Source organism: Streptomyces sp. NPDC127114, from assembly GCF_042677525.1.
Taxonomy (GTDB): domain Bacteria; phylum Actinomycetota; class Actinomycetes; order Streptomycetales; family Streptomycetaceae; genus Streptomyces.
The window spans coordinates 31,106-54,474 of record NZ_JBHXTJ010000001.1; the positions used below are offsets into that span (position 1 = coordinate 31,106).

General features: G+C 71.6%; 24 protein-coding genes. 15 read left to right on the forward strand and 9 right to left on the reverse strand.

Going from position 1 to position 23,369, the window contains the following annotated elements:
* The first annotated feature begins 126 nt into the window (after nt 1-126).
* Nucleotides 127-1,281: a mechanosensitive ion channel family protein gene (locus ACFVGS_RS00120; protein ID WP_385688782.1), complete on the forward strand. Its 1,155-nt coding sequence runs from the start codon at nt 127-129 to the stop codon at nt 1,279-1,281.
* Nucleotides 1,282-1,380: 99 nt separating this feature from the next.
* Nucleotides 1,381-1,806: a VOC family protein gene (locus ACFVGS_RS00125; protein WP_384407026.1), complete on the forward strand. Its 426-nt coding sequence runs from the start codon at nt 1,381-1,383 to the stop codon at nt 1,804-1,806.
* A 27-nt stretch (nt 1,807-1,833) separates the two neighbouring features.
* Here the strand turns inward: ACFVGS_RS00125 and ACFVGS_RS00130 are convergent, their stop codons facing one another.
* Complete coding sequence (locus tag ACFVGS_RS00130) at nt 1,834-2,352, reverse strand: hypothetical protein (protein WP_385688785.1); 519 nt, start codon at nt 2,350-2,352, stop codon at nt 1,834-1,836.
* Nucleotides 2,353-2,543: 191 nt separating this feature from the next.
* Here ACFVGS_RS00130 and ACFVGS_RS00135 point away from each other — a divergent pair, with 191 nt between their 5' ends.
* Nucleotides 2,544-3,104, forward strand: a complete 561-nt coding sequence (locus ACFVGS_RS00135) for a hemerythrin domain-containing protein (protein WP_384407030.1) — start codon at nt 2,544-2,546, stop codon at nt 3,102-3,104.
* An 83-nt stretch (nt 3,105-3,187) separates the two neighbouring features.
* Here ACFVGS_RS00135 and ACFVGS_RS00140 read toward each other — a convergent pair whose 3' ends face one another.
* Nucleotides 3,188-4,099 carry a UbiA family prenyltransferase gene (locus ACFVGS_RS00140; RefSeq protein ID WP_385688788.1) on the reverse strand — a complete coding sequence of 304 codons (912 nt, stop codon included), beginning with the start codon at nt 4,097-4,099 and terminating at the stop codon, nt 3,188-3,190.
* A gap of 78 nt (nt 4,100-4,177) precedes the next feature.
* Here ACFVGS_RS00140 and ACFVGS_RS00145 point away from each other — a divergent pair, with 78 nt between their 5' ends.
* The 3 genes from ACFVGS_RS00145 to ACFVGS_RS00155 are packed head-to-tail and all read left to right on the forward strand — an operon-like array spanning nt 4,178 to nt 6,838.
* Nucleotides 4,178-5,260: a type III polyketide synthase gene (locus tag ACFVGS_RS00145; RefSeq protein WP_385688790.1), complete on the forward strand. Its 1,083-nt coding sequence runs from the start codon at nt 4,178-4,180 to the stop codon at nt 5,258-5,260.
* Between the two features lie 13 nt (nt 5,261-5,273).
* Nucleotides 5,274-5,810, forward strand: a complete 537-nt coding sequence (locus ACFVGS_RS00150) for an isoprenylcysteine carboxyl methyltransferase family protein (RefSeq protein WP_384407284.1) — start codon at nt 5,274-5,276, stop codon at nt 5,808-5,810.
* Nucleotides 5,807-6,838, forward strand: a complete 1,032-nt coding sequence (locus tag ACFVGS_RS00155; protein WP_385688793.1) for an NAD(P)/FAD-dependent oxidoreductase — start codon at nt 5,807-5,809, stop codon at nt 6,836-6,838. Before ACFVGS_RS00150 ends, ACFVGS_RS00155 begins: the two co-directional genes overlap by 4 nt.
* A gap of 8 nt (nt 6,839-6,846) precedes the next feature.
* Here the strand turns inward: ACFVGS_RS00155 and ACFVGS_RS00160 are convergent, their stop codons facing one another.
* The gene (locus ACFVGS_RS00160) at nt 6,847-7,605 is read right to left on the reverse strand and encodes a YqjF family protein (protein WP_384407038.1); all 759 of its coding nucleotides are present in this window, start codon (nt 7,603-7,605) and stop codon (nt 6,847-6,849) included.
* 95 nt (nt 7,606-7,700) lie between these two features.
* Complete coding sequence (locus tag ACFVGS_RS00165; protein WP_385688796.1) at nt 7,701-8,342, reverse strand: TetR/AcrR family transcriptional regulator; 642 nt, start codon at nt 8,340-8,342, stop codon at nt 7,701-7,703.
* Nucleotides 8,343-8,423: 81 nt separating this feature from the next.
* Here ACFVGS_RS00165 and ACFVGS_RS00170 point away from each other — a divergent pair, with 81 nt between their 5' ends.
* Nucleotides 8,424-10,019 (forward strand): serine hydrolase domain-containing protein, encoded by a 1,596-nt coding sequence (locus ACFVGS_RS00170; RefSeq protein ID WP_384407041.1) that lies wholly within the window; start codon nt 8,424-8,426, stop codon nt 10,017-10,019.
* Here the strand turns inward: ACFVGS_RS00170 and ACFVGS_RS00175 are convergent.
* Both ACFVGS_RS00175 and ACFVGS_RS00180 read right to left on the reverse strand, forming a co-directional pair.
* Nucleotides 9,922-10,818, reverse strand: a complete 897-nt coding sequence (locus ACFVGS_RS00175) for an AraC family transcriptional regulator N-terminal domain-containing protein (protein WP_384407043.1) — start codon at nt 10,816-10,818, stop codon at nt 9,922-9,924. The two genes, ACFVGS_RS00170 and ACFVGS_RS00175, sit on opposite strands and share 98 nt — an antisense overlap.
* A gap of 111 nt (nt 10,819-10,929) precedes the next feature.
* Entirely contained in the window at nt 10,930-11,469 is a 540-nt protein-coding gene (locus ACFVGS_RS00180) for a YbhB/YbcL family Raf kinase inhibitor-like protein (protein ID WP_384407045.1), read from the reverse strand.
* Between the two features lie 216 nt (nt 11,470-11,685).
* Here ACFVGS_RS00180 and ACFVGS_RS00185 point away from each other — a divergent pair, with 216 nt between their 5' ends.
* From ACFVGS_RS00185 to ACFVGS_RS00205, 5 genes are all read left to right on the forward strand, one after another.
* Entirely contained in the window at nt 11,686-12,090 is a 405-nt protein-coding gene (locus ACFVGS_RS00185) for an FKBP-type peptidyl-prolyl cis-trans isomerase (protein ID WP_384407047.1), read from the forward strand.
* Nucleotides 12,091-12,244: 154 nt separating this feature from the next.
* Nucleotides 12,245-12,634 carry a VOC family protein gene (locus ACFVGS_RS00190; RefSeq protein ID WP_384407050.1) on the forward strand — a complete coding sequence of 130 codons (390 nt, stop codon included), beginning with the start codon at nt 12,245-12,247 and terminating at the stop codon, nt 12,632-12,634.
* A 147-nt stretch (nt 12,635-12,781) separates the two neighbouring features.
* Nucleotides 12,782-13,456, forward strand: coding sequence for a hypothetical protein (locus ACFVGS_RS00195; RefSeq protein ID WP_385688801.1), 675 nt, complete (start codon nt 12,782-12,784; stop codon nt 13,454-13,456).
* A gap of 134 nt (nt 13,457-13,590) precedes the next feature.
* Entirely contained in the window at nt 13,591-15,099 is a 1,509-nt protein-coding gene (locus tag ACFVGS_RS00200; RefSeq protein WP_385688804.1) for a DUF4246 domain-containing protein, read from the forward strand.
* Between the two features lie 173 nt (nt 15,100-15,272).
* Nucleotides 15,273-16,040 (forward strand): alpha/beta hydrolase family protein, encoded by a 768-nt coding sequence (locus ACFVGS_RS00205; protein ID WP_385689479.1) that lies wholly within the window; start codon nt 15,273-15,275, stop codon nt 16,038-16,040.
* A gap of 92 nt (nt 16,041-16,132) precedes the next feature.
* Here ACFVGS_RS00205 and ACFVGS_RS00210 read toward each other — a convergent pair whose 3' ends face one another.
* Nucleotides 16,133-18,055 carry an FHA domain-containing protein gene (locus tag ACFVGS_RS00210; RefSeq protein WP_384407056.1) on the reverse strand — a complete coding sequence of 641 codons (1,923 nt, stop codon included), beginning with the start codon at nt 18,053-18,055 and terminating at the stop codon, nt 16,133-16,135.
* A 278-nt stretch (nt 18,056-18,333) separates the two neighbouring features.
* Nucleotides 18,334-20,145 carry an FAD-dependent oxidoreductase gene (locus ACFVGS_RS00215; protein WP_385689482.1) on the reverse strand — a complete coding sequence of 604 codons (1,812 nt, stop codon included), beginning with the start codon at nt 20,143-20,145 and terminating at the stop codon, nt 18,334-18,336.
* 265 nt (nt 20,146-20,410) lie between these two features.
* Between ACFVGS_RS00215 and ACFVGS_RS00220 the strand changes: the two genes are divergently transcribed.
* On the forward strand, nt 20,411-20,806 hold the full coding sequence (locus ACFVGS_RS00220; protein ID WP_384407060.1) for a hypothetical protein: 396 nt from the start codon (nt 20,411-20,413) through the stop codon (nt 20,804-20,806).
* 93 nt (nt 20,807-20,899) lie between these two features.
* A complete protein-coding gene (locus ACFVGS_RS00225) occupies nt 20,900-21,334 on the forward strand; it encodes a VOC family protein (RefSeq protein ID WP_384407061.1) in 435 nt (144 codons plus the stop codon).
* Nucleotides 21,335-21,377: 43 nt separating this feature from the next.
* Here the strand turns inward: ACFVGS_RS00225 and ACFVGS_RS00230 are convergent, their stop codons facing one another.
* Nucleotides 21,378-22,142 (reverse strand): maleylpyruvate isomerase family mycothiol-dependent enzyme, encoded by a 765-nt coding sequence (locus ACFVGS_RS00230; RefSeq protein ID WP_384407063.1) that lies wholly within the window; start codon nt 22,140-22,142, stop codon nt 21,378-21,380.
* A 301-nt stretch (nt 22,143-22,443) separates the two neighbouring features.
* Here ACFVGS_RS00230 and ACFVGS_RS00235 point away from each other — a divergent pair, with 301 nt between their 5' ends.
* A complete protein-coding gene (locus ACFVGS_RS00235; protein ID WP_385688809.1) occupies nt 22,444-23,349 on the forward strand; it encodes a DUF4436 family protein in 906 nt (301 codons plus the stop codon).
* Nucleotides 23,350-23,369 lie beyond the last annotated feature (20 nt).

Sequence of the window (23,369 nt, forward strand, 5' to 3'; positions counted from 1 at the left end):
CGCGCCGCCCCGGATCGGGCCGGGGCGTTGACGTCGCGGCCGGTGCCGACGGCGGCTGAGGTTTTGCGTGCTCGACGGCGGTGAGGCGTAGGGACGAGCCTGTTCGACTCATCGACTGGGGAGCACATGGAGAGCCTCATCCGGCTGGCGATCTCCGTCGGCGGCTCGGCGCTGGCCGCGTTCGTCGTCTGCCGCGCGGCGGACATGCTGGCGCGGTTCGCCGACGCGCGGCATCCGGAAACCCCGCTGTGGGGGCTGCTGCGCCGCTGCCGTACGCCGCTGTACGTCGTCGTGCTGGCCGCCCTGCTCAGATGGGCCTATTCGGTGGCGGCGCCCGGACAGGAGCCGCTCGAAGAGCACGCGGGGGCGGTGAGCCGCGTCCTGCTGTTGTGCCTGATCGGCGGCGGGGCCTGGCTGGCGGTACGGACGGTCTCGGCCGTCGTCGAGTCCTCGTACGCGCGGTACGCCGGACGTTCACGCGACGCCGCACGGCTCCGCCGCGTCCGTACCCAGGTCACGCTGATCATGCGGGTGGTGTCCGTCGCCGTAGGCGTGCTCGCCGCCGCGGCGGCCCTCGTCACCTTCCCCTCCTTCCGTACGCTCGGCACGTCCTTGCTCGCCTCGGCAGGCATCGTCGGCATCGTGGCCGGCGTGGCGGCCCAGTCGACGCTGAGCAACCTCTTCGCCGGCTTCCAGATCGCGTTCGGTGACATGGTCCGCATCGGTGACACCGTCGTCGTGGACGGCGAGTGGGGCGTCGTGGAGGAGGTGACGCTCACCTTCCTCACGGTCCGGACGTGGGACGAGCGTCGCGTCACGCTCCCCGTCTCGTACTTCACGTCGCGTCCGTTCGAGAACTGGTCGCGGGGCGGCGCGGAGATGACGGGTTCGGTGTTCGTGCACTGCGACCACACGACGCCGGTCGCGCTCGTACGGGAGCACCTGCGGGAGTTCCTCGGCACGTGCGACACCTGGGACGGGCGGGGCTGGGACCTCGCCGTCACCGACACGTCGCCGACCGGCATCACCGTGCGGGCGATCGTGACCGCCAAGGACGCCGACGACCTGTGGACGACCCGTTGCGCGGTACGGGAGGAACTCGTCGGCTGGCTCGTGCGGGAGCACCCGGGTGCCCTCCCCAAGGTGGTCACCGCTCCCGCGGCCGATGCCTCCGACCGGCCGTGGCTTCCCGCCCGGGCGCCCCGGCAGCGGCGTCCCCACCGGCCCTCCCGGAACTCCACCCGGCCGTCGGACACGCCGTCGGACACGCCCCGGGACTGACGCCGTCCCGGCCGCGGGCGTGGGAAGGGCCCGACGGTCCCCGCCACTCGGGCTGCCGAGCCCTGGCTTGGTCCCGGCGGCGCGGGGCACACGGGAGGCATGACTGTTCCCAAGACCAGCGTGCTGGTACTCGACTCCACCGATCCGGATCCCCTGGCGCGGTTCTACGCGACCCTGCTGGGCGCGACCGTCGAGCCCGCCGGGGGCGACCACGACCTGCTGCTCGTCTCCGGCCATTCCGGTGTGGTGCTGGGGATCCGACGTGACCTGGGGCACGCGCCGCCGAGCTGGCCCCGGCCCGAGGACTCGCAGCAGGCCCACCTGCAGATCTTCGTGGCCCCGACCGCCCTCGACGAGGCGGAACGCGAGGCGGTGTCGCTCGGCGCACGGCCCGTGGCGGCGGAGCGCGACGGGACCAGGACCGACCGCCGCACGGACCTTCGCCGCTACATGGACCCGGCCGGCCACTCCTTCGTCCTGACCACGATGTCCCCCGCCCAGGACACGGCCGCCGCCGGCACGTGACGCCCGGTCCTCAGCGCCTTCCGACGGTCACGTCGGCAGGGCGGCCTGGAGGCGGTCGCGGAGTGCCGCGCCGTGGAGGTCGGCTATCGGCGCCAGGACGTCGGGGTGGCGCAGCAGGGCCGCCGACCGGTGGTCCTCCTCGGTCGGATCGGTCAGGCGCCGGAAGGCGACGGGTGCGGTGTCGCCGCCCGCCGCGACGACCGCTTCGGCCGCGAGGGAGGCCAGGGCCGGGGAGGCCAGCAGGCAGGCCGCCCAGCTGGTGACGACCTCGTCGACCCAGGAGCGCCACGCTTCGGTGTCCTCGGCCGCGGCGGCGTCCGCCCCGGTGATCCAGTCGAGACGGGACGCGCCGCCCGGACCCGAGAACGCCACGAGCTCGGCGTCCAGCTCCGTGGGGTAGCGCAGCAGTGCCGCCACCGTCACGGCCTGGCGGGCCTGGGCCTCGGCGAGACCGCGCTGCAAGGCGCCACGGGCAGGCGGATAGGCCTGGACGAGCCACTGCGTCGTCGCCGCCACGATGGGGGCGAGAAAGTCGTCTGCGGGCACGGCTGACCGTCCGTACGGAGAAGAGGCGAGGAAATCCCCAGCACGATAAACCGGCACCTTGCGGACCCGAAATGACGCAGGTCACGCGGGGCGGAACGGCGACACGCTGACGGCCCGGGAATTGCGACCCTTTTCGCCTTCCCTCGCGCTTCATTGGAAGCCCACACCGGACAACGGAAAAGGAGAGAGACATGGGACACGGTGGCGATGTCATCGCCGAGCTCACCGCCGACCACGAAGAAGTGGAACAGCTGTTCGCCAAGATCCAGGGGCTTCCTTCCGGGGACCCGCGCAGGAAGAACCTCGCAGATCAGGTCACCATGGAGCTGGTGCGGCACTCGGTCGCGGAGGAGTCCTACCTCTACCCGGCCGTCCGAAAGCACATGCCCAACGGCGACGCCCTGGCCGACAAGGAACTGCAGGACCACGCCGAAGCCGAGCGCACCATGAAGGAGCTGGAGAGCTGCTCCGCCGATGATCCGCAGTTCGACGAGCTGATGATGCGGCTCATGAACGAAATCCGTTCCCATGTCGCCGACGAGGAGAACAACCTTTTCCCCCGGCTTCGCGAGGCGTGTCCCGCCGACATGCTGAACGAGCTGGGCGACAAGGTCCGCAAGGCGAAGAAGATGGCGCCGACCCGTCCCCACCCCTCCGCTCCCGACACTCCCCCGGCCAACAAGATCCTCGCTCCCGGCATGGGCCTCGTCGACCGGATGCGGGACGCCATGACCGGTCGCGGCAAGGACTGAAACGCCCACGCCCGGCCCGGCGGCCCCCGGCCCGGCGGACGGCCGTCCGCCGGGCCGTCCTCGCCGGCGGCTCGCGGCCCCGTTCACGGCCAGGCCTGGCCGGCGGGCGACCCGCTTCCGGCGACCACCAGGAGCACGGCGTCGAGGCCGGCCATGGCCATGACGGCGGCGAAGGGCAGCCGTCCGCGCAGCAGCGCGGGCGGTCCGGCGACCGCCACGGCGCAGAGTGCGAGGGTCACGCCGATCAGGACCGCTCCGGCCGGGGACACCCGGCCCGTCGGGCCGGCCGTCAGCAGCAGACACGAGGCGAGCGCGAGGACCGCGGCCGACGCCATGGACCCGCGCCGGCCCAGGCGCTGCGGGAGCCCTCGTACCCCGCCCGCGAGGTCCTCCTCGATGTCCGGCAGGACGTTGGCGAAGTGGGCACCCGTCCCCAGGAGCGCCGCCGCGGCGGTCAGCCACAGGGGCGGCCACGGGCGGCCCGGCAGGGCCAGCGTCAGGAACGCGGGCAGCAGTCCGAAGGCGACGGCGTACGGCAGCCAGGACAGGACCGACCGCTTGAGCCACAGGTTGTACGTCCATCCGGCGGCGACGCAGCCGAGGTGCACCGCGCCGGCCAGGAGCCCGCAGCCGAGGGACAGCGGGACGCAGAGCAGCAGGGCCGTGCAGGCCGCCGCGCCCACCGTGCCCGGCCGTGCGGCCCCCGTGGCCAGCGGCTTGTCCCGGCGTCCCGCGGCGCGGTCGCGCCGGAGGTCCAGCCGGTCGTTGCACCAGCCGATCGACAGCTGACCCGCGGCGACGGCGGCCACCGCCGTGGCCGCGGCGGCGAGGTCCAGGCCGAACGCGGCGGCCAGCAGCGCCGCGAGGACCGTCACCGTCGTCGCGGGCACGGGGTGACTCGCCTTCAGCAGGCCCAGGGCGGCCGGGCGTTCCGTCGGGCCGGTGACGGGCGGGGCGGCGAGGCGGCGGGTTCCTTCGTCCGTGGTGGGGCGCACCGCACCACGCTAGGCGACGGCGCGCCCATGACCACCGGGTTGAGGGTGTCGGCGCCTCATCGTCCCTATGTTGGACCAATGACCCGCGTCCTCGCGGTGAGCACGGCCTTCCCGCCGCACCGCTACATGCAGCACGAGATCACCGAAGACCTCGTCTCCGGCCTGCCGCCCGGTCCGGACCGGGAGCTCGTGCGCCGGCTGCACGCGGCGGCCGGTGTGGAGAGCCGTCATCTCGCCCTGCCCCTCGACCGTTACCGTGATCTCGGCACGTTCGGCGAGACCAACCGTCTCTTCGTCGAGCTGGCCGTCGCGCTGGGCGCCGAGGCCGTCGGCCAGGCGCTCCACGAGGCCGGCGTACGGCCGGAGGACGTCGACCTGGTCGTCTCGACGACGGTGACCGGCATCGCGACGCCCTCCCTGGAGGCCCGCCTCGCCGCACGGATCGGTCTGCGGCCGGACGTCAGGCGCACGCCCCTGTTCGGGCTCGGCTGCTCCGCGGGCGCCGCCGGCCTGGCCCGCGTCCACGACTTCCTCGACGGCCGGCCGGACGGTACCGCCCTCCTTCTCTCCACCGAACTGTGCTCGCTCACCTTGCAGCGCGCCGACATGTCGACGGCGAACCTGGTGGCGGGCGGTCTGTTCGGGGACGGTGCCGCCGCTCTCGTGGCCGTCGGCAGCGAACGCTCGCCCGCGTCCTCGCCCACGGCGTCAGGCCCGTCCGGATCGAACGTGCCGAGCGTCGTGGCGGTGCGCAGCCGCCTGTACCCCGGGACCGGTCACCTGCTGGGGTGGGACGTCGGTGACTGGGGCTTTCGCATGGTGCTCGGTCCGGAGCTCCCCGAACTCGTCAGGCTGCACGTGGCCGAGGAGGTCGAGTCCTTCCTCGCCGCGCACGACCTGAAACCCGGGGACGTGGGGGCGTGGATCTGCCATCCCGGCGGCCCGAAGATCCTGGACGCGCTCGCCGACGGGCTCGGCCTGCCGGGCGCGGTCTTCGCGGCGAGCCGCCGTGCCCTGGCCGGCTACGGCAACCTGTCCTCGGCGTCGGTGCTGCACATCCTGAGGGAGACGCAGACCTGCCGGCCGCCGGCCGGAACGACGGGCCTGGTGATCGCTTTCGGGCCCGGCTTCTCGTCCGAGCTCGTCCTCCTGGCGTGGTGAGGCCGTCGTGACGCTGACACCGTACGCCGCGCTGGTCCTGCTGGTCGTCGCGGAACGCTTCGCGGAACTCGCCGTGGCGCGACGCAACGGGGCCTGGAGCCGGGCCCGGGGCGCGCGCGAGCACGGCGCCGGGCACTACCCGGTCATGGTGGTCCTGCACGCCGCGTTCCTCCTCGGCTGCCTCGTCGAGCCCTGGGCGGCCGACCGGCCCTTCCTGCCGTGGCTCGGCTGGCCGGCGCTCGTTCTCACGCTGGCCGCCCAGGCCCTGCGGTGGTGGTGCATCGGCACGCTCGGGCCGCGCTGGCACACCCGGGTGCTGATCGTCCCCGACCTCCCGCTCGTGGCCTCCGGTCCCTACCGCCTCCTGCGGCACCCCAATTACGTCGCGGTCGTCGTCGAGGGCGCGGCCCTGCCTCTGGTGCACACCGCCTGGGTGACGGCCCTGGGCTTCTCGCTCCTGAACGCGGCGCTGCTCACCGTGCGCATCCGCTGCGAGAACACCGCGTTGGCGCCTTCCCGTGCCCTGTCCTCCACCGGAGCCGCGCCGTGATCGACCTGCTCGTCGTCGGGGGCGGCCCGGCGGGTCTGGCCACCGCGATCCACGCGGCGCGACGGGGCTTGGACGTGATGGTGGCGGAGCCGCGGCCGGCGCCGATCGACAAGGCCTGTGGCGAGGGACTGATGCCCTCGGCGGTGCAGGCCCTGGAAGCCCTCGACGTGCCCGTGCCCGGCCGGGACCTCCGGGGCATCCGCTACGTGGACGCCGCCGGTGAGCGCAGCGCCGAGGCCCGGTTCCGCACCGGGCCGGGTCGCGGCGTGCGCCGGACGGTGCTGCACGAGGCCCTCGCCGGCCGGGCCGCCGGGCTCGGCGTTCCGGTCGTCCCGCGCCACATCCGCGAGGTGACCCAGTCCGACGCCTGGGTGACCGCCGACGGGATCACCGCCCGCTATCTCGTGGCGGCCGACGGACTGCACTCGCCCACGCGGCGCGCCCTCGGTCTGGCCGTGCGGCCGGCCGTCGGCCGGCGGCACACGCCCCGCTACGGACTGCGGCGTCACTACGCCGTGGAGCCGTGGACCGACCTGGTCGAGGTGCACTGGTCCGCCGCATGCGAGGCGTACGTCACTCCGCTCGGGCCCCGGCAGGTCGGCATCGCCATCCTCACCTCGTGCCGGCTGCCCTTCGACGAGCAGCTGACCCGCTTCCCCGCGCTGGCCGCCCGTCTGCGCGGGGCCGAGCGGACAGCGGTCAGGGGCGCCGGGCCGCTGCGCCAGCAGGCCCGCACCCGGAGGGCCGGCCGGGTCCTGTTCGTGGGTGATGCCGCCGGGTACGTCGACGCGCTGACCGGCGAGGGCCTCACGCTCGCCCTGACGGCGGCGGACGCCCTCGTACGCTGCCTTCGCGAGGGGCGCCCGGAGGCGTACGAGCAGGAATGGTGCCGCCTGTCCCGCAGCTACCGCCTCCTGACGAGGTCCCTGCTGTGGATCCGGAACCAGCCGCCCCTGGCGCCCCTGATCATGCCGGCGGCCGCCCGGTTCCCCGGCGTGTTCCGGAGCACCGTGAACCTGCTCGCCTGAGCCCGCCGTCAGAACACCGGGCGGGACGGACCCAGGCGGACGGGGCCGACGCCCGGCGACACGTGCACCAGAGGCGAGGGTTCGGGGTCGGGGAGGCCGGCGCTCCGGGTGAGGGTCTGTTCGAGCTCTCCGACCGTCCCGTGCCTGAGCGTCCAGGGCTCGTGGTGCACCGGCGTGAGCCACAGGAGGCCCGCACCGCGCGAGAGGGCGACCCACCGGGAGGTGAGCCAGTCGTCGAGGGGCGACAGCTCCTCGACCGGGGCGCCCGCGCGGATCCGCATCCGGTATCCGACGCCTTCCGCGCCCCGGCGCCGCCCGCCGTAGAACGTGTCGGCGCCCCGCTCACGCACCGTCAGATCCGCCCACCGGTAGCGCACGCCGATCGCCCGTCCGGCCAGGAGGTAGGGCGCGGTGACGTCGAGGGAGAAGAACCACAGCCCGCTGGGTCCGTCGGGCAGCCGTACGTATGTCCGCAGGTTGGTCTCGGGAAAGGCGGCGGGAGGCAGCGCCACGGCTCCCAGGCCGCGGACGGACGCCATCGTGAACGGCGTCAGGCTGACCCAGGCCCGGTCCTCGAACCGGTCCACGAGCAGCCCCCTGGGCAGCAGGCGCTGAACGACGTCGGCGTCGTACCTCCAGTGCACCATGGCGAGCCGTTCCCACCGCATGCTCAGCAGCGGGAAGGCGACGGGCTCGGGGCCTCGTCGGGGTGGCGTCCTGGTGAGCACCTTCTCGTCCAGCTTCGGCTTGCTGCCCTGGGGACTCATTTTAGTCCGGACTCGAACAGGCCCCGTTCTCTTCGGCGCTCCGACGTGGCACGACCGGGCACCCGATCCCGTCGGGTCACGCTGCCCGGGTGCCCTCACGTCGCGTACTGCCGGCACTCGCCGGTGAACACGGTCGCGAGTTCGGCGTCGAGCAGCGGCGCCACGAACCGGGCCACGGGAACGCCCTCGACGGCCTCGGGCTCCCGGTAGACCTGGAGCGCGAGTCCTTCCATCACTGCGGCCAGCCGCACGGCGGCCGGCAGCGGATCCAGCTCCGCTTCGACCTCTCCGCACTCCTTGCCGTTGCGGACGGCCCGCGCGATGTCCTCGCGCAGCTTCCGGGCGGTCTCGGTGTCGACCTCGGCGAGGGCGGGGGCGTCGAGGGCGCGGCCGGCGAAGGCGCGCGCGACGCGGTATTCGGCGCGGCGGGCCTCGTCCAGGGGGATGTACTCGGTCATCACGTCGGCCATGACCCGGGCGATCGGCCGCTTGTGTTCGACCCCGTCCCTGATGCGCTCCTCGGCCCGCGCGCGGATGCGCGCGGAGATCTCACGGAAGGCGTGCAGGAGCATCTCGTCCTTGGTGCGGAAGTAGTGCTGGACGAGTCCGACGGACATCCCCGCGGTGGCGGCCGTGCGGGCGACGGTCACGGCGTCGAGCCCGTGCTCGGAGATCAACCGGCTGACGGCGTCGGCGATCTGACGGCGGCGTTCTTCGTGATCGGCGGTTCTCGGCACTTGATGACCGTACCAGCGTACGGTTATAACCGTATCTCCATACGGTTATCCGTCACGTCCGAAGGAAGGACGCGTGCCTCCATGTCCGGACCGATCCGGCGCACCGCCCCGACCGCGACCACGCTGCTGCTCTGTCTCCTCCTCTGTCTGCTGCCCGTGGGTCAGGTACCGGCGGCAGCCGACGCCAACGCGCCGTCCGGCCGCTTCGCGGCGATCGACACGTACGTGCGCGAGCGCATGAAGGCCACCCGCACACCCGGGCTCGCCTACGCCGTGGTCGGACCCGACGGGCCGGTCCACTCGCGTGCCTGGGGCACGGACGGACAGGGTGAACCGGTCACGGCCGAAACGCCGTTCTTATGGGGCTCGGTCGCCAAGCCGATCGCCGCGAGCTCCGTGATGACGCTCGTCCAGGACGGCCGGATCGGCCTCGACGACCGCGTCGTCGACCACGTGCCGGCCTTCCGCTTCGGCGGCACGGACCACGCCTCCCGCGTCACGGTCCGCCACCTGCTCGAACAGACCGCGGGCCTCCCCGAGTCCGCCACCTTCGAGGTCGCCGACTGCGTCGACCCTGACTGCCCGGGCGCGGCGGAACGCATCGCCGGGCTGGACGGCCTCCGGCCGCTCGGCCCGCCGGGCAGCACGTACGCCTACACCAGCGCCAACTACCTCGTCCTGACCGCCGTCGTCGAGTCCGTGACCGGCCGGCCGTTCGCCGACCACCTCCGGGACAGCGTCCTGCGGCCGTCCGGCATGCGCGGCGCCGTCGCCGACCGCGCGTCCGCCCGTCGCCGCGGCCTCCCGCCAGGACACCAGCTGCTGTGGGGCGTGCCGTCGGCCGTCGCCGACGGCGTGGACGACGACGGTGCCGCGTACGGGTACACCGGCGGGGACCTGCACGACCTCGCCGCGTTCGCCGCCCTTCAACTCCGGTCGGGGAGGACCGCCGACGGGAAGACGCTCCTCACACCCGAGTCCGTACGCCGCATGCGGGAACCGGGCCGCCTCCACCCCTCGGGCGAGGGCACCGGATACGGGCTCGGATGGCGCGTCGGCGGTCTCGAGCCCCCGCTCGACAGCGCGATCTGGCACACCGGCGCCACCCCCGGGTACTCCGCCATGCTGTTCCTCCTGCCGGAGAGCGACGTGGCCCTCGTCCTCCAGCAGAACCTCCACGGGCTCCTCCACGACGCGGCCGTGATGCAGGTCGGCTTCGGCGCCGCCCGGATACTCGCCGGCGGCACCGCCCCCGCCGACGTACCCTCCGCCGTGGCCTACCACGCCACCATCTGGGGACTCACCGTCCTGGCCCTCGGCCTCCTGCTCGCGGTCGTCCGCTCGATCCGGCTGCTGCGCCGCCCCGCACCACTCCGGACCGCCCCGACCGTCCTGTGGTGTCTGGCCGGCACCCTGCCCGCCGTCCTCCTCACCACGGCCCTCGCGCTCATCGGCCCCCGGGCCCTGTGGGCCTGGACGCCCGACGCGTTCGTCACCCTGTGCGCGGCGACCGCCGCCGGCGCCGCCGTCATCACACTGAGGCTCGCGCTCGTGTCGGTCGCACCGAAGGACGGAAAGCTCAGGGCACGGCGACGGCCACGGGATCGACACGCTCGCGCATCCGCGCCGCGTCGACGCTCGGTGGCACACCGAACTGGCGCTTGTACTCCCGACTGAACTGCGAGGCGCTGTCGTATCCCACGCGGCAGCCGACGCCCGTCACGTCCTGCGGGCGGTTGGCCAGCAGCAGCCGAGCCGTCTGCAGGCGGATCTGCTTCTGGAACTGGATCGGGCTCATCGCCGTCACCGACTGGAAGTTCCGGTGGAACGCGGAGACGCTCATTTTGGAGGACCGGGCCAGGTCCTCGACCCGGAAGGACTCCGCGTAGTTGTCCCGGATCCAGTCGACCGCCCACGTGATGTGGCTCAGGCTGCTGTCGGCGAGGCCCAGTTGGCGGACCGCTTCCCCCTGCTCCCCCGTCATCAGCAGCCACAGGATCTCCCGCTTGACCAAGGGGACCAGCACCCGGCGGTCACGCGGCCGGTCCAGCAGACGCACCAGGCGGACGATCGCGTCGATCAGCTCCGCCGGTGCCTCGCTGACCGTGATCCCGGGCCGGGGCGACCCCGTGGAGCGCGGCAGGTCACCCGGCCCGGCCCGCAGCATCAGCTCCGCGATGACGGCCGGCTCCAGCGTCATCCCGAAACCGAGTTCCGGCCCGCCCGGTGCGACACGTCCGGTCACCGGCAGATCGGCCGAGGTGACCAGATACTGACCGACCCCGTACTCGTACACCCGGTCCCCGATCGCAAGCCGCTTGCCTCCCTGGGCGATGACCGCCAGCATCACGCCGGACATCGCGTACTCCGGCTCGGCGCCCGGTTCGGCCCGGCAGATCCGGACGCCGTCGATGGCCGTGGTCAGGTCAGGCCGCGCATGCCGTTCCAGCAGGTCGCGAAGCTCGTCGAGGGACATGCCGTCATCTCACCACGGAGCGATACGTTCATCCCGTCGATGAGAGGATCATGCAAGGCGGTGCGAGAATCGAGCAGACACCCGCACCGCTCGTCCCATGAAGGCGGGCGCCTACTCCCCCGTCTCCTCGTACGTGGCGATCAGCCGGCCGCGGGCGATCGCGTGGAACCGGAGATGGAAACCGACGAGAGCCGGCGACGCGTCCGCGTCGGGCCCCAGCCTCTCCTGATCCACGGCGTACACCGTGAACACATAACGATGCGGACCGTCCCCCGGCGGCGGCGCCGCCCCGCCGAAGTCCCTGCTGCCGTAGTCGTTGCGCGCCTGCACGGCACCCGCCGGCAGCCCCGCGAAGTCCCCGGTCCCGGCCCCGGCCGGCAGCTCGGTGACATCCGCCGGGATGTCGAAGACCGTCCAGTGCCAGAACCCGCTGCCGGTCGGCGCGTCCGGGTCGTAGCAGGTGACCGCGTAGCCACGGGTGCCCTCCGGGCCGGCCGACCAGGTCAGGTGCGGCGAGGAGTTGCCCTTCGCGTACACGTGCGCGTCCGGCAGGGTCCCGCCGTCCACCAGATCCTCGCTGCCGACCGAAAGCTCGGGCACCGGCGGGTGGAAGTCGTGCGGCAGCGGACGTCGATTCGTGGGGTCGGTCATGGCTGATGTCCTTGCATGGTCTCGATGACATCGCCCGGTCGGGCGTGCTCCGCATCCGACCACGCGTCGGAGGGCGCAGGCCGGCCGACGGGAGGATCATGCAAGGAGTCGCGATCTTTGTGCGCGATGCCGGTAGCGTGGCCGTCTGCCGCATGGAGGGTCCATGGGTCCGGCTGGTCCGCGCGCGGGCTTCCGGTGGAGAACGACGAGGCTGCCATGAGTGAACCGACGAAGCCCGAGGTCGACGTTCCGGAGGGTGACGCGCCCGCCGAGCTGACCGTCCGCGACCTGGTCGTCGGGGACGGGCCCGAGGCGAAGCCGGGCATGGTGCTCAGGGTTCACTATGTCGGGGTGACCTTCGAGTCCGGGAAGGAGTTCGACGCCTCCTGGGACCGCGGCGAGCCGTTCAAGTTCGCCCTGGGCGGCGGCAGGGTCATCAAGGGCTGGGACCGGGGGCTGCGGGGGATGAGGGTCGGCGGCCGGCGCGAGATCATCGTCCCGCCGCGTCTCGGGTACGGCAAGCAGTCACCGTCGCCGTTGATCCCGGCGGGCTCGACCCTGGTCTTCGTGGTCGACCTGCTGGACGCGTACTCCGGCACCACCGGCTGGAGCAGGGCGTAGGGACGCCGGCCGCGGCTCTGCCGCCTCCGTGGGGTCCGGAGAATTCCGCTGGATCCCCGGTGACGACAGCGACTAGCATCGGCCGGGACATCGCGTGTCGGTCACCGGCCGGGTGAGGCATGGAGGTGTCAGGAGGTGCCTTCGGAGGCATTCCTTGTCAGTCGAACTGAACCACACGATCGTGCACGCCCGGGACAACCGGGAATCCGCCCGCTTCTTCGCGGACCTGCTGGGACTCGAGATCACCGCCGAGTGGGGCCCGTTCGTCGCGGTCGCCCTGAGCAACGGCGTCACGCTGGACTTCGCCACGATCCCCGCGGACCGCATCGCCATGCAGCACTACGCCTTCCTGGTCTCCGAGGAGGAGTTCGACGCGGCGTACGCGCGGATCACGGAGCGCGGCATCGAGCACTACGCCGATCCGCACCGGCAGCACCCCGGCACGATCAACCACAACGACGGTGGTCGCGGGGTGTACTTCATGGACCCGGCGGGCCACGCGATGGAGCTGATCACCGTGCCGTACGGCGGCCGGCCCTCGTAGGCAGGCACGCACGCCGAGGGCCGCACCCCACAGCCGGGGTGCGGCCCTCGGGCCGTGCCACGGCGGCTGCGGCGAAGGTGTGGCCGGGACCGAACGGCCGCTGCGGCAGCGGGGCAACGAACGCGGGCCCGGCTCGTTGGTCACGCCATGAAGCACCTCACCATGCGGCGCAGGCTGCAGATCCTGTCCGCCGTGGCCGCGCTGATGACGGGTCTCGCGGGAACGGGAAGCGCGCAGGCGAGCCCCTCGGCGGCGGACTGTCCCAACGCGGAGATCTTCGCCACGAACAACACCGACATCATCACGGACCAGTCCGATCCACGGCTGCGGACCCGGCTCGAGCGGTTCGGCCGTGACGTGCGGGCGATCATCCGCGCCCACGGCGCCAGGCCGGAGGCGTCGACCCTGCTCGACGGCGTCTTCTGGTCCGCCGAGCTGAAGCAGGCCACGTACGAGCGCTCGCGCGAGTTCGACGTCGAACGGATCGGCCCGGACGGCCTCCGCCACATCGCGGGCGTCATCGCCAAGACGTACCACCAGGAGTCGGTGCTCACCTTCCGCTGCCTGACGCGAACCTCTCCGGACACCGACGCGGTCCAGATCCAGGCTTCCGGCGTCACGCCGACCCGTCTGCGCGACGCGCTGCTGGCCGACCCCGAGGCCCGGGAGGAACTCGTCGGCGGCTCCGTCACCCTCGACGGGAAGCTGATCCTCATCGCCCCGCTCGCCGAGCTGCCCGTGGCCCGGAGGCTCACGGCGGCGCTCGGCGTGGACTGGAACGAGGCACGGGTCGACTACGGCGACAGGGAGTTCGTGAGCTGAACCGGCCGGCGTGGTCGTCGTCGAACTCCCCGCCGTCGGTTCCCGGGCCGCGGCCGGCCCCGCGCCACGCTGCGATGTCAGTCCGCTGAAGTATCCTTCCCGCCGCCGCACACCGACTGGGAGGACCGAGAAAAGTGACTGGCCTGTCCGCTTTCCCGCTGCCGTTTCAGGCGTCCCGTTCGCTGTCCTACGCAACGCCCCGGACGCTGCGGGAACTTGAGATCATGCAGTGCAGCGCTCACATACGGGCGAAGCCGGGGTGGTTCGACAAGACGAACGACGCCGGCATCGTCGCCAGGTGGACTCGGGAGGCGCTCGACCAGGGCCTCTCCGAAGCCCAGGTGCGTTACGTGCTCGACGAACTCGCGCACTACGCCGCGCTGCGGGACGGACGCACCGGTGTCGAGGTGTCCGCCGTCGACGGGGTGTGGCAGTCGGACACGCTGGTCGACGACAAGCTCAGGTCCCGGCTGAGCGAGGCGGTCCGCGTTCTGGAACAGGTCCCCGAGGAAGAGAAGGACTGGCATCCCGGATCCGACGGGCAGGTACTGGATCTGGTCCATCCCTCGCTGTTCTGCCTCGTGAGGGAGGCGAGCGGCGGGCCCGAGGACGCCTGGCGGAATCCGACGGACCGCTATTCGAAGCACGAGTTCTCGGAGAAGTTCCAGTGGCTGCCGACGGACGTCGACGTCAGTGACGACGGCGACGTCACCTTCCGTTCGTACGTCAACAACGTCCACCCCGAGAAGCACCACGAACTGGCCGCGGTGCTGCCGGACCTGTTCGCGCGCTTCCGCCCGCTGCTGGAGAACGTGCTCACCGACCTGCGCCATCCGCGCCCCCTGCGGATCGAGGCCGATCCGTTCGGGTGGTACGACTCGGAGCCGGAGCACCCGGACAGGTCCGCCTACAGCGACGAGGAGGCCTACGCCGAGGCCCGCCGCGCCTGGAGCCAGGAACTGGACGACTGGTGGGAGAACCGCCGTCCGGTCGTCCCGGACGCCCCGGCCTTCACCGCGCCCGAGCTGCCGGAGGCCTCCGCCCGGGTCGACCTGCGCGGCCGCCGGCTCCAGGTCATCGTCAAGCTCGCCACCATTCACCTCACCCCGGAAAAGCCCGAGTACTCCGGCGGTTCCTGGCACGTCGAGGGAATGCTGAACGAGCGGATCGTCTCGACCGGCATCTACTACTGGGACAGCGAGAACATCACCGAGAGCCGGCTGAGTTTCCGTGCGGCGCTCGACGACCCGTACTACGAGCAGAACGACGACAACGGTCTGCGGGAGGTCTACGGCCTGGAGGACGAGGACGCGCTGAATCAGGTACTGGGATCGGCGTCGACCCCGGCGGGCCGCTGCCTGGCGTTCCCGAACGTCCTCCAGCACCGCGTCGGGTCGTTCCGCCTCGAAGACCCGACGCGCCCGGGGCACCGCAAGATTCTCGCGTTCTTCCTGGTCGATCCGTCGGAGAAGATCGTCTCGACCTCCGACGTGCCGCCGCAGCAGCCGTGGTCGGAGACGTCGACCATGACGCTCGCACAGGCCAGGGAGTACCGCGAACAGCTGATGCGGGAGCGCAAGTTCTTCGTCGACGAACACAACGAGCAGCTCTACGAGCGGGAGTTCTCGCTCTGCGAGCACTGAGCCGCTTCCCTCCACACCGCCGGGCGGAAGGATCGGCACTCAGGAACAGGCGACCTCCCTACGATGTCGCCATGATGATCTCTGGACAGGAACAACCACTGATACGTGTCCTGTACGACGAGTCCCGGCGCGACCTTCGGGATCCGACTCGTCCGCGCCCTATCCGTCTCTACCTGTGGGAGCCGAGCCGCCCACAGGGTGAACCCGCTCCGCTTGTCGTCGTCTCTCACGGCACCGGAGGCTCGGGCAGCACCATGGAGTGGCTGGTACGCCCGCTGCACGAGGCGGGGTTCCGGGTCGTCGCCCTCGATCATCACGGCAACAACTACGTCGACGGCTACGAGCCGGAGGGCTTTCTCCACGTATGGGAACGGCCCCGGGACGTGTCCTTCGTGCTCGAAGCACTCGCCCGGGAACAGCTCCTCGGTCCGGTCGGCGTGGCGGGTTTCTCCCTCGGCGGTTACACGGCGGCGGCCCTTGCCGGGGCCCGTGTCGATCCGCAGATCCTGTGGGCCGTACTGACGGGAACGATCCCTCTTCCGGAGATCCCCGAGTTCCCCGGCGCGCTGGATGCGCTGCGGAAGAAGTATCCCCTGGACGAGTCGTCACGACGTGCGCTGGATGCCGCCGCAGCAGACCTCTCGGACCCCCGAGTGCGCGCGGTCTTCCAGGTGGCCCCAGGAGTCGGCGCTCTCGTGACCCCGGAAAGCCTGGCGACCGTGCGGGTGCCCGTGGGCATCCGCTGGGGCGGAGCAGACACGGTCAGCCCGTACGACGTCGACACCAGGCCGTACCTGGAGCACATCCCCACAGCGAGTGGTGCCTGCGCCGGACCGCATGTCCGCCACGACGACTTCTTCGCCCCGGAACCTGCCGACCGGACCGTCCGCGTCCGGGTCGGCAGGGAGGCAGCCGCCTTCTTCCACCAGCACCTTCGCTGACACCCCGGCAAACCCGCGGCCACGCGGCGGGGTGGCCGGAGGGCCGGTCCGGTGGGCGTCCGGGATCACACGCCGTCCGGACCGGCCTCCCCTCACGTCGCGGCGGGAGCCCTGGTGGGGTCGTTCCTCGGATCCGTCGTGGGACCCGTCGTGGCCGGCGGGTCCTGGCGGTAGAAGATGTCGATGTCCACCTCTTCGCCGCCGACGATCAGCGTGTCCCACGCCCCGCTCTCCCACAGGGTGCGCAGGGTGGAGGAGCCGAGCGTCTCCAGGTGGTTCCGGAGGGTCGCGTCGTCGGGCATGCCGGGAACGCGCGGGGCCAGGCGGTCCCGGATTCCCCGCAGCCGGTCCATGAACGCGTCGATGTCCGCCTTCCTGTCCAGCTCCTTCCCTTCCGACTCCTCGATGCTCTGGGCGATCTTCTCCTTGATCGCCCGGCTGACGCCGTTCTCGTCGGTGGTGATCATCGTGTTCCAGGCCCGGCTCTTGTGCCGGTACTGGAGCATCGACATGGCCGCCTCGTGGCGTGCGAAGTCGGCGTCGCGGAACGGCCTGCCGGTCCACGCGCCGTTGAGGGACCGGGCGAGCGAAATGGCGGAGCCGAGACCGCTGTTGAGGCCGCGTCCGGGCCAGAAGTGGATGGCGTTGGCCGCGTCGCCGAGCAGGAACCCGTACGTCCCCGGGGAGGTCGACGTGGCCGGGCGCAGCCGCGTGGTGAACCGGGGCCGCTGCACCATGTCGAGCCGGAAGGCCGTGACGGCGCTGAGGTCCCTCTCGGCGACGCCGAACAGCGTCAGCCCCTCCAGCACCCGCTTCCACAGGGCCGAGCCCCTGACCATGGCGGGCAGGAAGAGGGTGCTGTGCGTCGAGCACTGGAAGTCGCCGTGGTCGTCCCGCCCCATGACGCAGGGGCGTGAGGCGATGCACTCCTCGAAGACGTGCCGGACCGGATCGATGCCGACGACTTCCGCGGCCTCGGCGTCGGTGAGCCGCATGTTGAGGAAGCCCTGACCGCGAAGGGCGTTGAGGAGGAAGCGGTTCTGGGCCACGGTCAGCAGGACCGTCATGGGGTCCGTCAGGGTCGACCTGACCCGCAGGCCGAGGACGACGTCCTGGATGTGCCGGCCCTGGAGCGAGTAGATGGACTTGTCGGCGTTGCCGAACTTGTCGATGAAGTGCTCGCGCGTCCGGGAGCGGCCGCCCTCACAGATGGCGAGGACGTGGTCGCGGCCTTCTCCCTTCTCGTACTCGACCGGGTCGAACGCCTCGGGAACGAGGCGGATCCGCTCCGGCTTCTCGTTGGCCAGTTCGAGGAGGGTGTCCTCGATGTACGCGATCCGGAGGTTCCTCGGCTTGTGGCCGCGGAGCGAGTCGGGGCCGACCGGCCACATCTCGGTGTACGCGTCGCCGCGGAAGAGCCGTGCCTGCACCTCGTCGGGAAGGTTCAGGTACTGACGGCTCTGCACGGTGACGACCTGCTGCCGCCTGACGTTGCCCTGGCCTTCGCTCTTCCAGACGACCCTCGCCCCGTCCCGGACCCACCGGCCGTCGTGGACGGTGATGTTCACGCGCGGCCCCATGAGGTGTTCGAGGAGCAGGGCGAAGCTCAGGCCGACGGGTCCGCCGCCCGACACCGTCACGTTCAGCACGGACCCCTCTGCCAGGGTCGCCGCGGAGGGGGTGAGCGGCGCCAGCACGGAGAGGTCGAGGATGGTCTCCATGGTGTCGACCGCTTCGAAGCGGAACGTCTCGGTGCCGATCTCGATGAGATCTCCGGGCTGCAGTTCGTGTGAGGTCACGCGCGTCCCGTTGACGCGCGTTCCATTACTGCTCCCGCTGTCGTACAGCACGAATCCGTGGCCTTCGCGGCGCACTTCGGCGTGAAAGCGTGAGACGTTTCCCACGGTTATCACCACGCTGTTGTCGCCGTTACGGCCCAGGGTTAGCGGTGTTGCGCCGATCGGGAACTGCTGTCCTGCCAGTGAGCCTTTATGGCCGACGAGCCGAGGAGGCATGGGTCACCCAATTCCATGAGTCACGGATCCGATGACGACATGCGAAACCGGTCACCAGGAAACTGCCCCCCTTGTCTCACGCACTGCGAGTCGACCGGCACGCAGGGCAATCCTATTGCCGCCGCGAGGCCGCTGAAAAGGCATCCGGACTGACCGATCATCACTCGGTGGCCATTCCGTGAAGATGTAACAGCGGAGGTCCGAATGGGGCTGAGGCGGTCGGGTGCGGCAGTTGTGGATCGTGGTCCGGCGCGCCCGCCCTGCCCCCCTGTCCGGGTTCAGCCCACGTCGAGCGCGTTGGGCAGGCCGAGCCGGTGGCGCAGCCGGTCGTGGCGCTTGAACCCCTCCAACTCCGGGGCCCTGAAGAGCTTCTGCACCGTGCAGCGCGCGGCGGTCGAGCCCGTCCGGTCGAGCAGGGCGTTGACGGCCTGGCGGGCGGAGGCGTTGGCACCTTCCATGGTCGCCAGGTCGATGTCGACGGCAACGTAGTCGCCGGCCAGGAACAGGTTGGGGATCCTGGTGGCGGCCTGCGGCCGGTTGTGGAAGGTGCCCACCGGGTGGACGAGCAGCTGGTCCTCGTTCGTCGGGTTCGGGGTGCCGAGGCCGTCGACGCCCGGGTCGAGGAACCAGGAGTGCAGCGCGCTGTCCTTCAGCACCGTACGGCCGGAGTCGTTGAACGCGGCCTTCAGCTGCGCCCACACCTCCCGGGCGACCTCCGTGCGCGTGCACTGCTTGGCCGTCTTGCCGTAGAGGATGCCGGGCCGGTCCCACTCCGAGATGTCCACCGAGAGGCAGTCGACGGCGGCCCCGTCGCCGTAGTGGGCGGCGAAGTCACGGGAAGGCCAGTGGCGCGCCTGCTGGATCGCCGTCAGGGACCATGGCGAGTCGATGCAGTTGGCGTGTCCGGCGAGCAGCGGCGCGCGCTCCGTCAGGTAGAACTGGATGCCCGTCATCCAGTCGGTCTCCAGCCTGTCGCACCGCGCGAGCTGCGGGTCCGCCGCCCGCAACGCCGCGCCCCAGGTCCGCCGGGCGTGTTCCACCGGGATCGCGGAGACGTAGTGGTCGGCGGTCACCGAGCGGCGGACGCCCTGCGGATCCTCGACGACGGCCGCTCCGATCCGGTTGGTCGCGGAGTCGTAGGCCAGTTCCCGAAGCGTCCAGCCGATGCGGAACTCCACGCCGAGGCCGGCGAGATGGGCGACCCACGGATCGATCCACGCCTCGTTGGTGGGCAGGTTCAGGATCCGGTCGAGGGGGCCGTCGGCGCCGCGTCCCAGAGCGTTGAAGGCGAAGGCCTCCAGGAGTGTGGCGACCGTTCGGGTGCTGGCCTCCTCGGCCTTCGTCGCGACGATGTTGCGGGTCAGTCCGACGGCGAGGATGCGCTGGTAGTCGTAGCTCATCCGCGCGGCCCCCAGGAAGTCCCACCAGGGCGTCCGCTCCCATTCCTCGTTGCGTCGCTCGTCGCAGCTGGTCAGGAAGACGAGGAAGCGGTTGACGAAGTACGCGGTCTCGTGGAGCGGGATCGAGTGGACGGTGTCGAGCAGAGCGGTCAGGGCGCGGCGGATCTCGTCGAGGGTGAGCTCGGCGGGCCGGTGGCCCGGCCAGGGAAGCGGGATGCGCAGGTCCTCGCGGCCGGTGCGGGCGAAGGACATCTCGGCCGGGGCGACGAGGTTGTCCCAGACGCCGTTGGCGTTCCCGGGGAAGGGAATGCGCCGCATGGTGTCGGGGAGGTTGTGATAAATGCCGGGGATGAAGCGGAAGCCGTGTTCGGCGGGGAGCGGGCGCCGGCTGCCGCGCGCGCTGTCGGGCACGTCCATGGAGCGGGCCTTGCCGCCCAGTGCCCGGCGCTCGTAGACGGTGACGCGGAAGCCGCGCTCGGCCAGTTCGTGTGCGGCCGTCAGGCCGGCGACTCCCCCGCCGAGTACGGCCACGGTCTGCGCCGCGGAGGACTCGGCGGCCGTCTGCGCGGACGTCTCGGAGGCCGTATCGGCGGCGACGGCCGGTGCGGCACCGAGGACGGCTCCCCCGACGGCGGCCGCTCCGGTCACGGCGGCCGCGCCTGCCACGAAGGTGCGTCGCGAGTTGCCCATGCGGTCCATACCCCACCCCTTTACCGGCGGTAACCCGACGTCTGGCGCAGGAGCATAGGGCCGTCCCCCGTACCCCGGAAGGCACGTGCGGGCCCCCATCACACTTGGCGCGATCCCGCCCCTCCCGCCCCGGACACCGCAGGCGGCGGCCGGATCCGCCGCTGAAGCCCCGCTCACCGCGCGCGCATGCCGGATCCGGATAATGACCCGCGGCAGGGGTGCCGCCGCGCCGGCGGGGCCCGACCGACGGAGAGACGAAGGACCGATGACGCTCGAAGACGGCCGGCGGGTGAGGCTGGCGACGGAACTCAGGCTGACCGGGTCGGTGGAGCCGGTCGGAGGACCGGCGGACACGGCAGGTGTCGTCGCGGGCTTCCTGTCGCTGGCGGCGGGAACCGAGGGCACGGTCGAACGGGCGGAGGAACACGCACGGGAAGAGGGTCCGGACGTCCGCGAGTACGTACGACTGAAGTCCCTCCACGACGACTTCGGCTCCCAGATGCCTCCGGGGAGCAGGAAGCAGCTCGAAGAACAGATCGGCTCCCTGGAGCCCGCGTGGATCGCCTTCCAGCAGGCCCGGCCGCGGGTGACGGTCCGCGTCCGCTTCGACAACGGATTCGTCCTCGACGGAGCGGACGCCGCCCTGTTCACCCCTTGCTGACCTCTCGGGCAGCGGGTGGCAGACGCCTCCTCCCGACGACGTGCGGACGTCCCGACCTGGGGAGATGAGCGGGGTCCCTGTTATCGTGCGCCGATGTCAACGATCAAACAGTTCCAAGTGACCTTCGACTGCGCGGAGCCCGTGCGCCTCGCCGCCTTCTGGTGCGAGGTGCTGGGGTACGTCGTACCGACGACGGTCCCGGAGGGCTTTGCCACGTGGGAGGAGTACCACCGCTCGCTGCCGCCCGAGGACGAGATCTACTTCGCGTGCACTGATCCCTCGGGGGCGGGCCCGCGGTTGCTCTTCCAGCGAGTTCCCGAAGGCAAGGTCGTCAAGAACCGGGTGCATCTCGATGTGCGGACCGGCGCCGGGCTCGTGGGTGAGGAGCGCCTGGCCACACTCGAGGCCGAATGCGCACGGCTGATGGCGCTCGGCGGGAAGCACGTGCTGACGCAGCGCGCCGATGGCGTCAACGAGTCGTGCATCACGATGCAGGACATCGAGGGCAACGAGTTCTGCCTCTGCTGATCCTCCTCCGGGACTGCGGGGTGCGCCGGGGTGCCGGTCGGCCTCAGTCCCAGTCCTGCAGCTGCTGGAGCAGGTCGGCGTCGCCCTCGATCCGCAGCGAGCCGGCCGGGATGCGCATGTACATGAGCAGGGCCATCTCGCTGGCCGTGCCGTAGATGGCGGCGGTGGGCTTGCTCTCGGCGGCCTCCGCCGCGGTGAGGCGGGTGAAGCGGGAACCGACGGCGTCCACCGTCTGGCGCCAGGAGCCGGCCTCGGCCACGTGGTAGTCCATGGTGGCGGGCTCGCCCGGCCACGGGACCGTGCCGGTGCAGACGGTGGCGAGGAACTCCTCGACGGTGTCGACCGCCTCGGTCGTCGGCAGCTCCTGCGGGGTACCGGAGGCCAGCTGGGCGTCGTAGGTGTGGATCAGCGATTCCGGGACGCGGCGGCGGGCCACGGCTGCCGCCGTGTGCGGCGAGGCCAGCGGCTCCCACCAGGCCCAGCAGCCCCGGTCCGGGCCGGCCTCGCGCAGAGCAGTGAGCAGCTGCTCCGTCGAGTCGGCCAGCCAGGTTATGAGGGCCTCGCGCTCCCTGGGCGCCGCCAGCCCGTCCTTGCTCGGCCGTTCGTCGCCCGGCGCGGTGTTCAGCACGATGTAGGCCCAGAAGCGGTCCCCCTCGCTGAGGTGGTTCGCCAGGTCGTACAGCGTCCAGCCCGGGCAGGACGGGACGTCGGCGTCGAGGCTGGGGGCCGCGGCGACGGCGGCGCGGAACGCGGCTGAACGCTCGTCAATTGTCCGCAGCAGGGTGGGGAAGCACAGATGATCGGTCACGCGGACCTTGTACCACCCGGACCGGGACTCTCGCACTCGATAAAGACCGACCGGCAGACGGATCACGTGAGGCGTCGGGCTGACGGTCAGCCCCCGTGGAGGCAGCGCCTCCGGCGGAAGCTCGCCCGCTCCGTTGCGGCCCAGACCCGCGCCCCACCCATAAGCGTCCTCAAGAGCCAACTTTCGCGCTCGGTCAACGTGGCCCCGGGCCGCCACAGGAAACGACGTCTACAGTGACGTCCTGTGATCGACGAGTGATCACACGTCCGGCCGCTGCCCTTCTCATCCCGCCGGAGTCACCATGACCCCGCCCACGCCTTCGCCCCGGCCACGTCGCTCCCGTCGTTTCGGGGCGTCGCTGCTGCCGGTCCTGGTTCCTCTCGCGGTCCTGATCGTGGTGGCGGTGGCCGTGGGCTCGTGGCTGCAGTTCACCGAGCGGCAGGCGAACGACGCGGTCCACGCGGTCGGGTCCCGGGCCGCCGACCGGGTGGACGTGGAGGCCATCGTCCAGAGTGTCGACGCGGCGGCCAGGGAGCTCGTCCTGCGGGTCCATGCCGTCCCGCGCGGGGCCCTCGGCGAGGAGGGAGGGACCGCGCCGGTGGCCGATCTCCGCCTCCAGACCTCCGTGGCGACCCTCGGCGACCTGTCGTTCCCGGCGCACGAGCGGATCGCGCCCGAGGACGTGCAGGTCGCGCTCACCGGTGGATCGATCGGCGACTACCCGTTCGACACCTACGAGACCGACCTGGAGTTCTGGGCGGTGCTCGGGGGCAAGGAGGTGCCGGTGCGGATGCTCTTCTCGAACAACGCCACGCTCTTCTCCGTCTCCACGACACCCCTGAACTCCGGTCAGGAGGCCGCGATGGGACTGGAACTGTCCCGATCCGGCAGCCTCCTCGTCTTCGCGGGGTTCATGATGGTGGTGATGTGGGCGCTGGCGGCATCCGTACTCATCGGAGCCTGGTACCTGACGACCCATGGCGAGGGCATCGTCTGGCCCGCCCTCGCCTGGATGGCCGCCACGCTGTTCGCCCTGGCGGCGTTCCGCAACACCGCTCCCGGCACACCCCCGATCGGCTGTGTGCTGGACTGGTTCGCCTTCCTGTGGGCCGAGACCGTCATCGCCCTGTGCCTGATCACCGTCGTCGTCACCGGCGTCCGCAGCGCTCTCCGCATCGCGCTCCGCGCGGAGGACACCGCCACCTGACCCTCAGTCGTCCCGGGCTG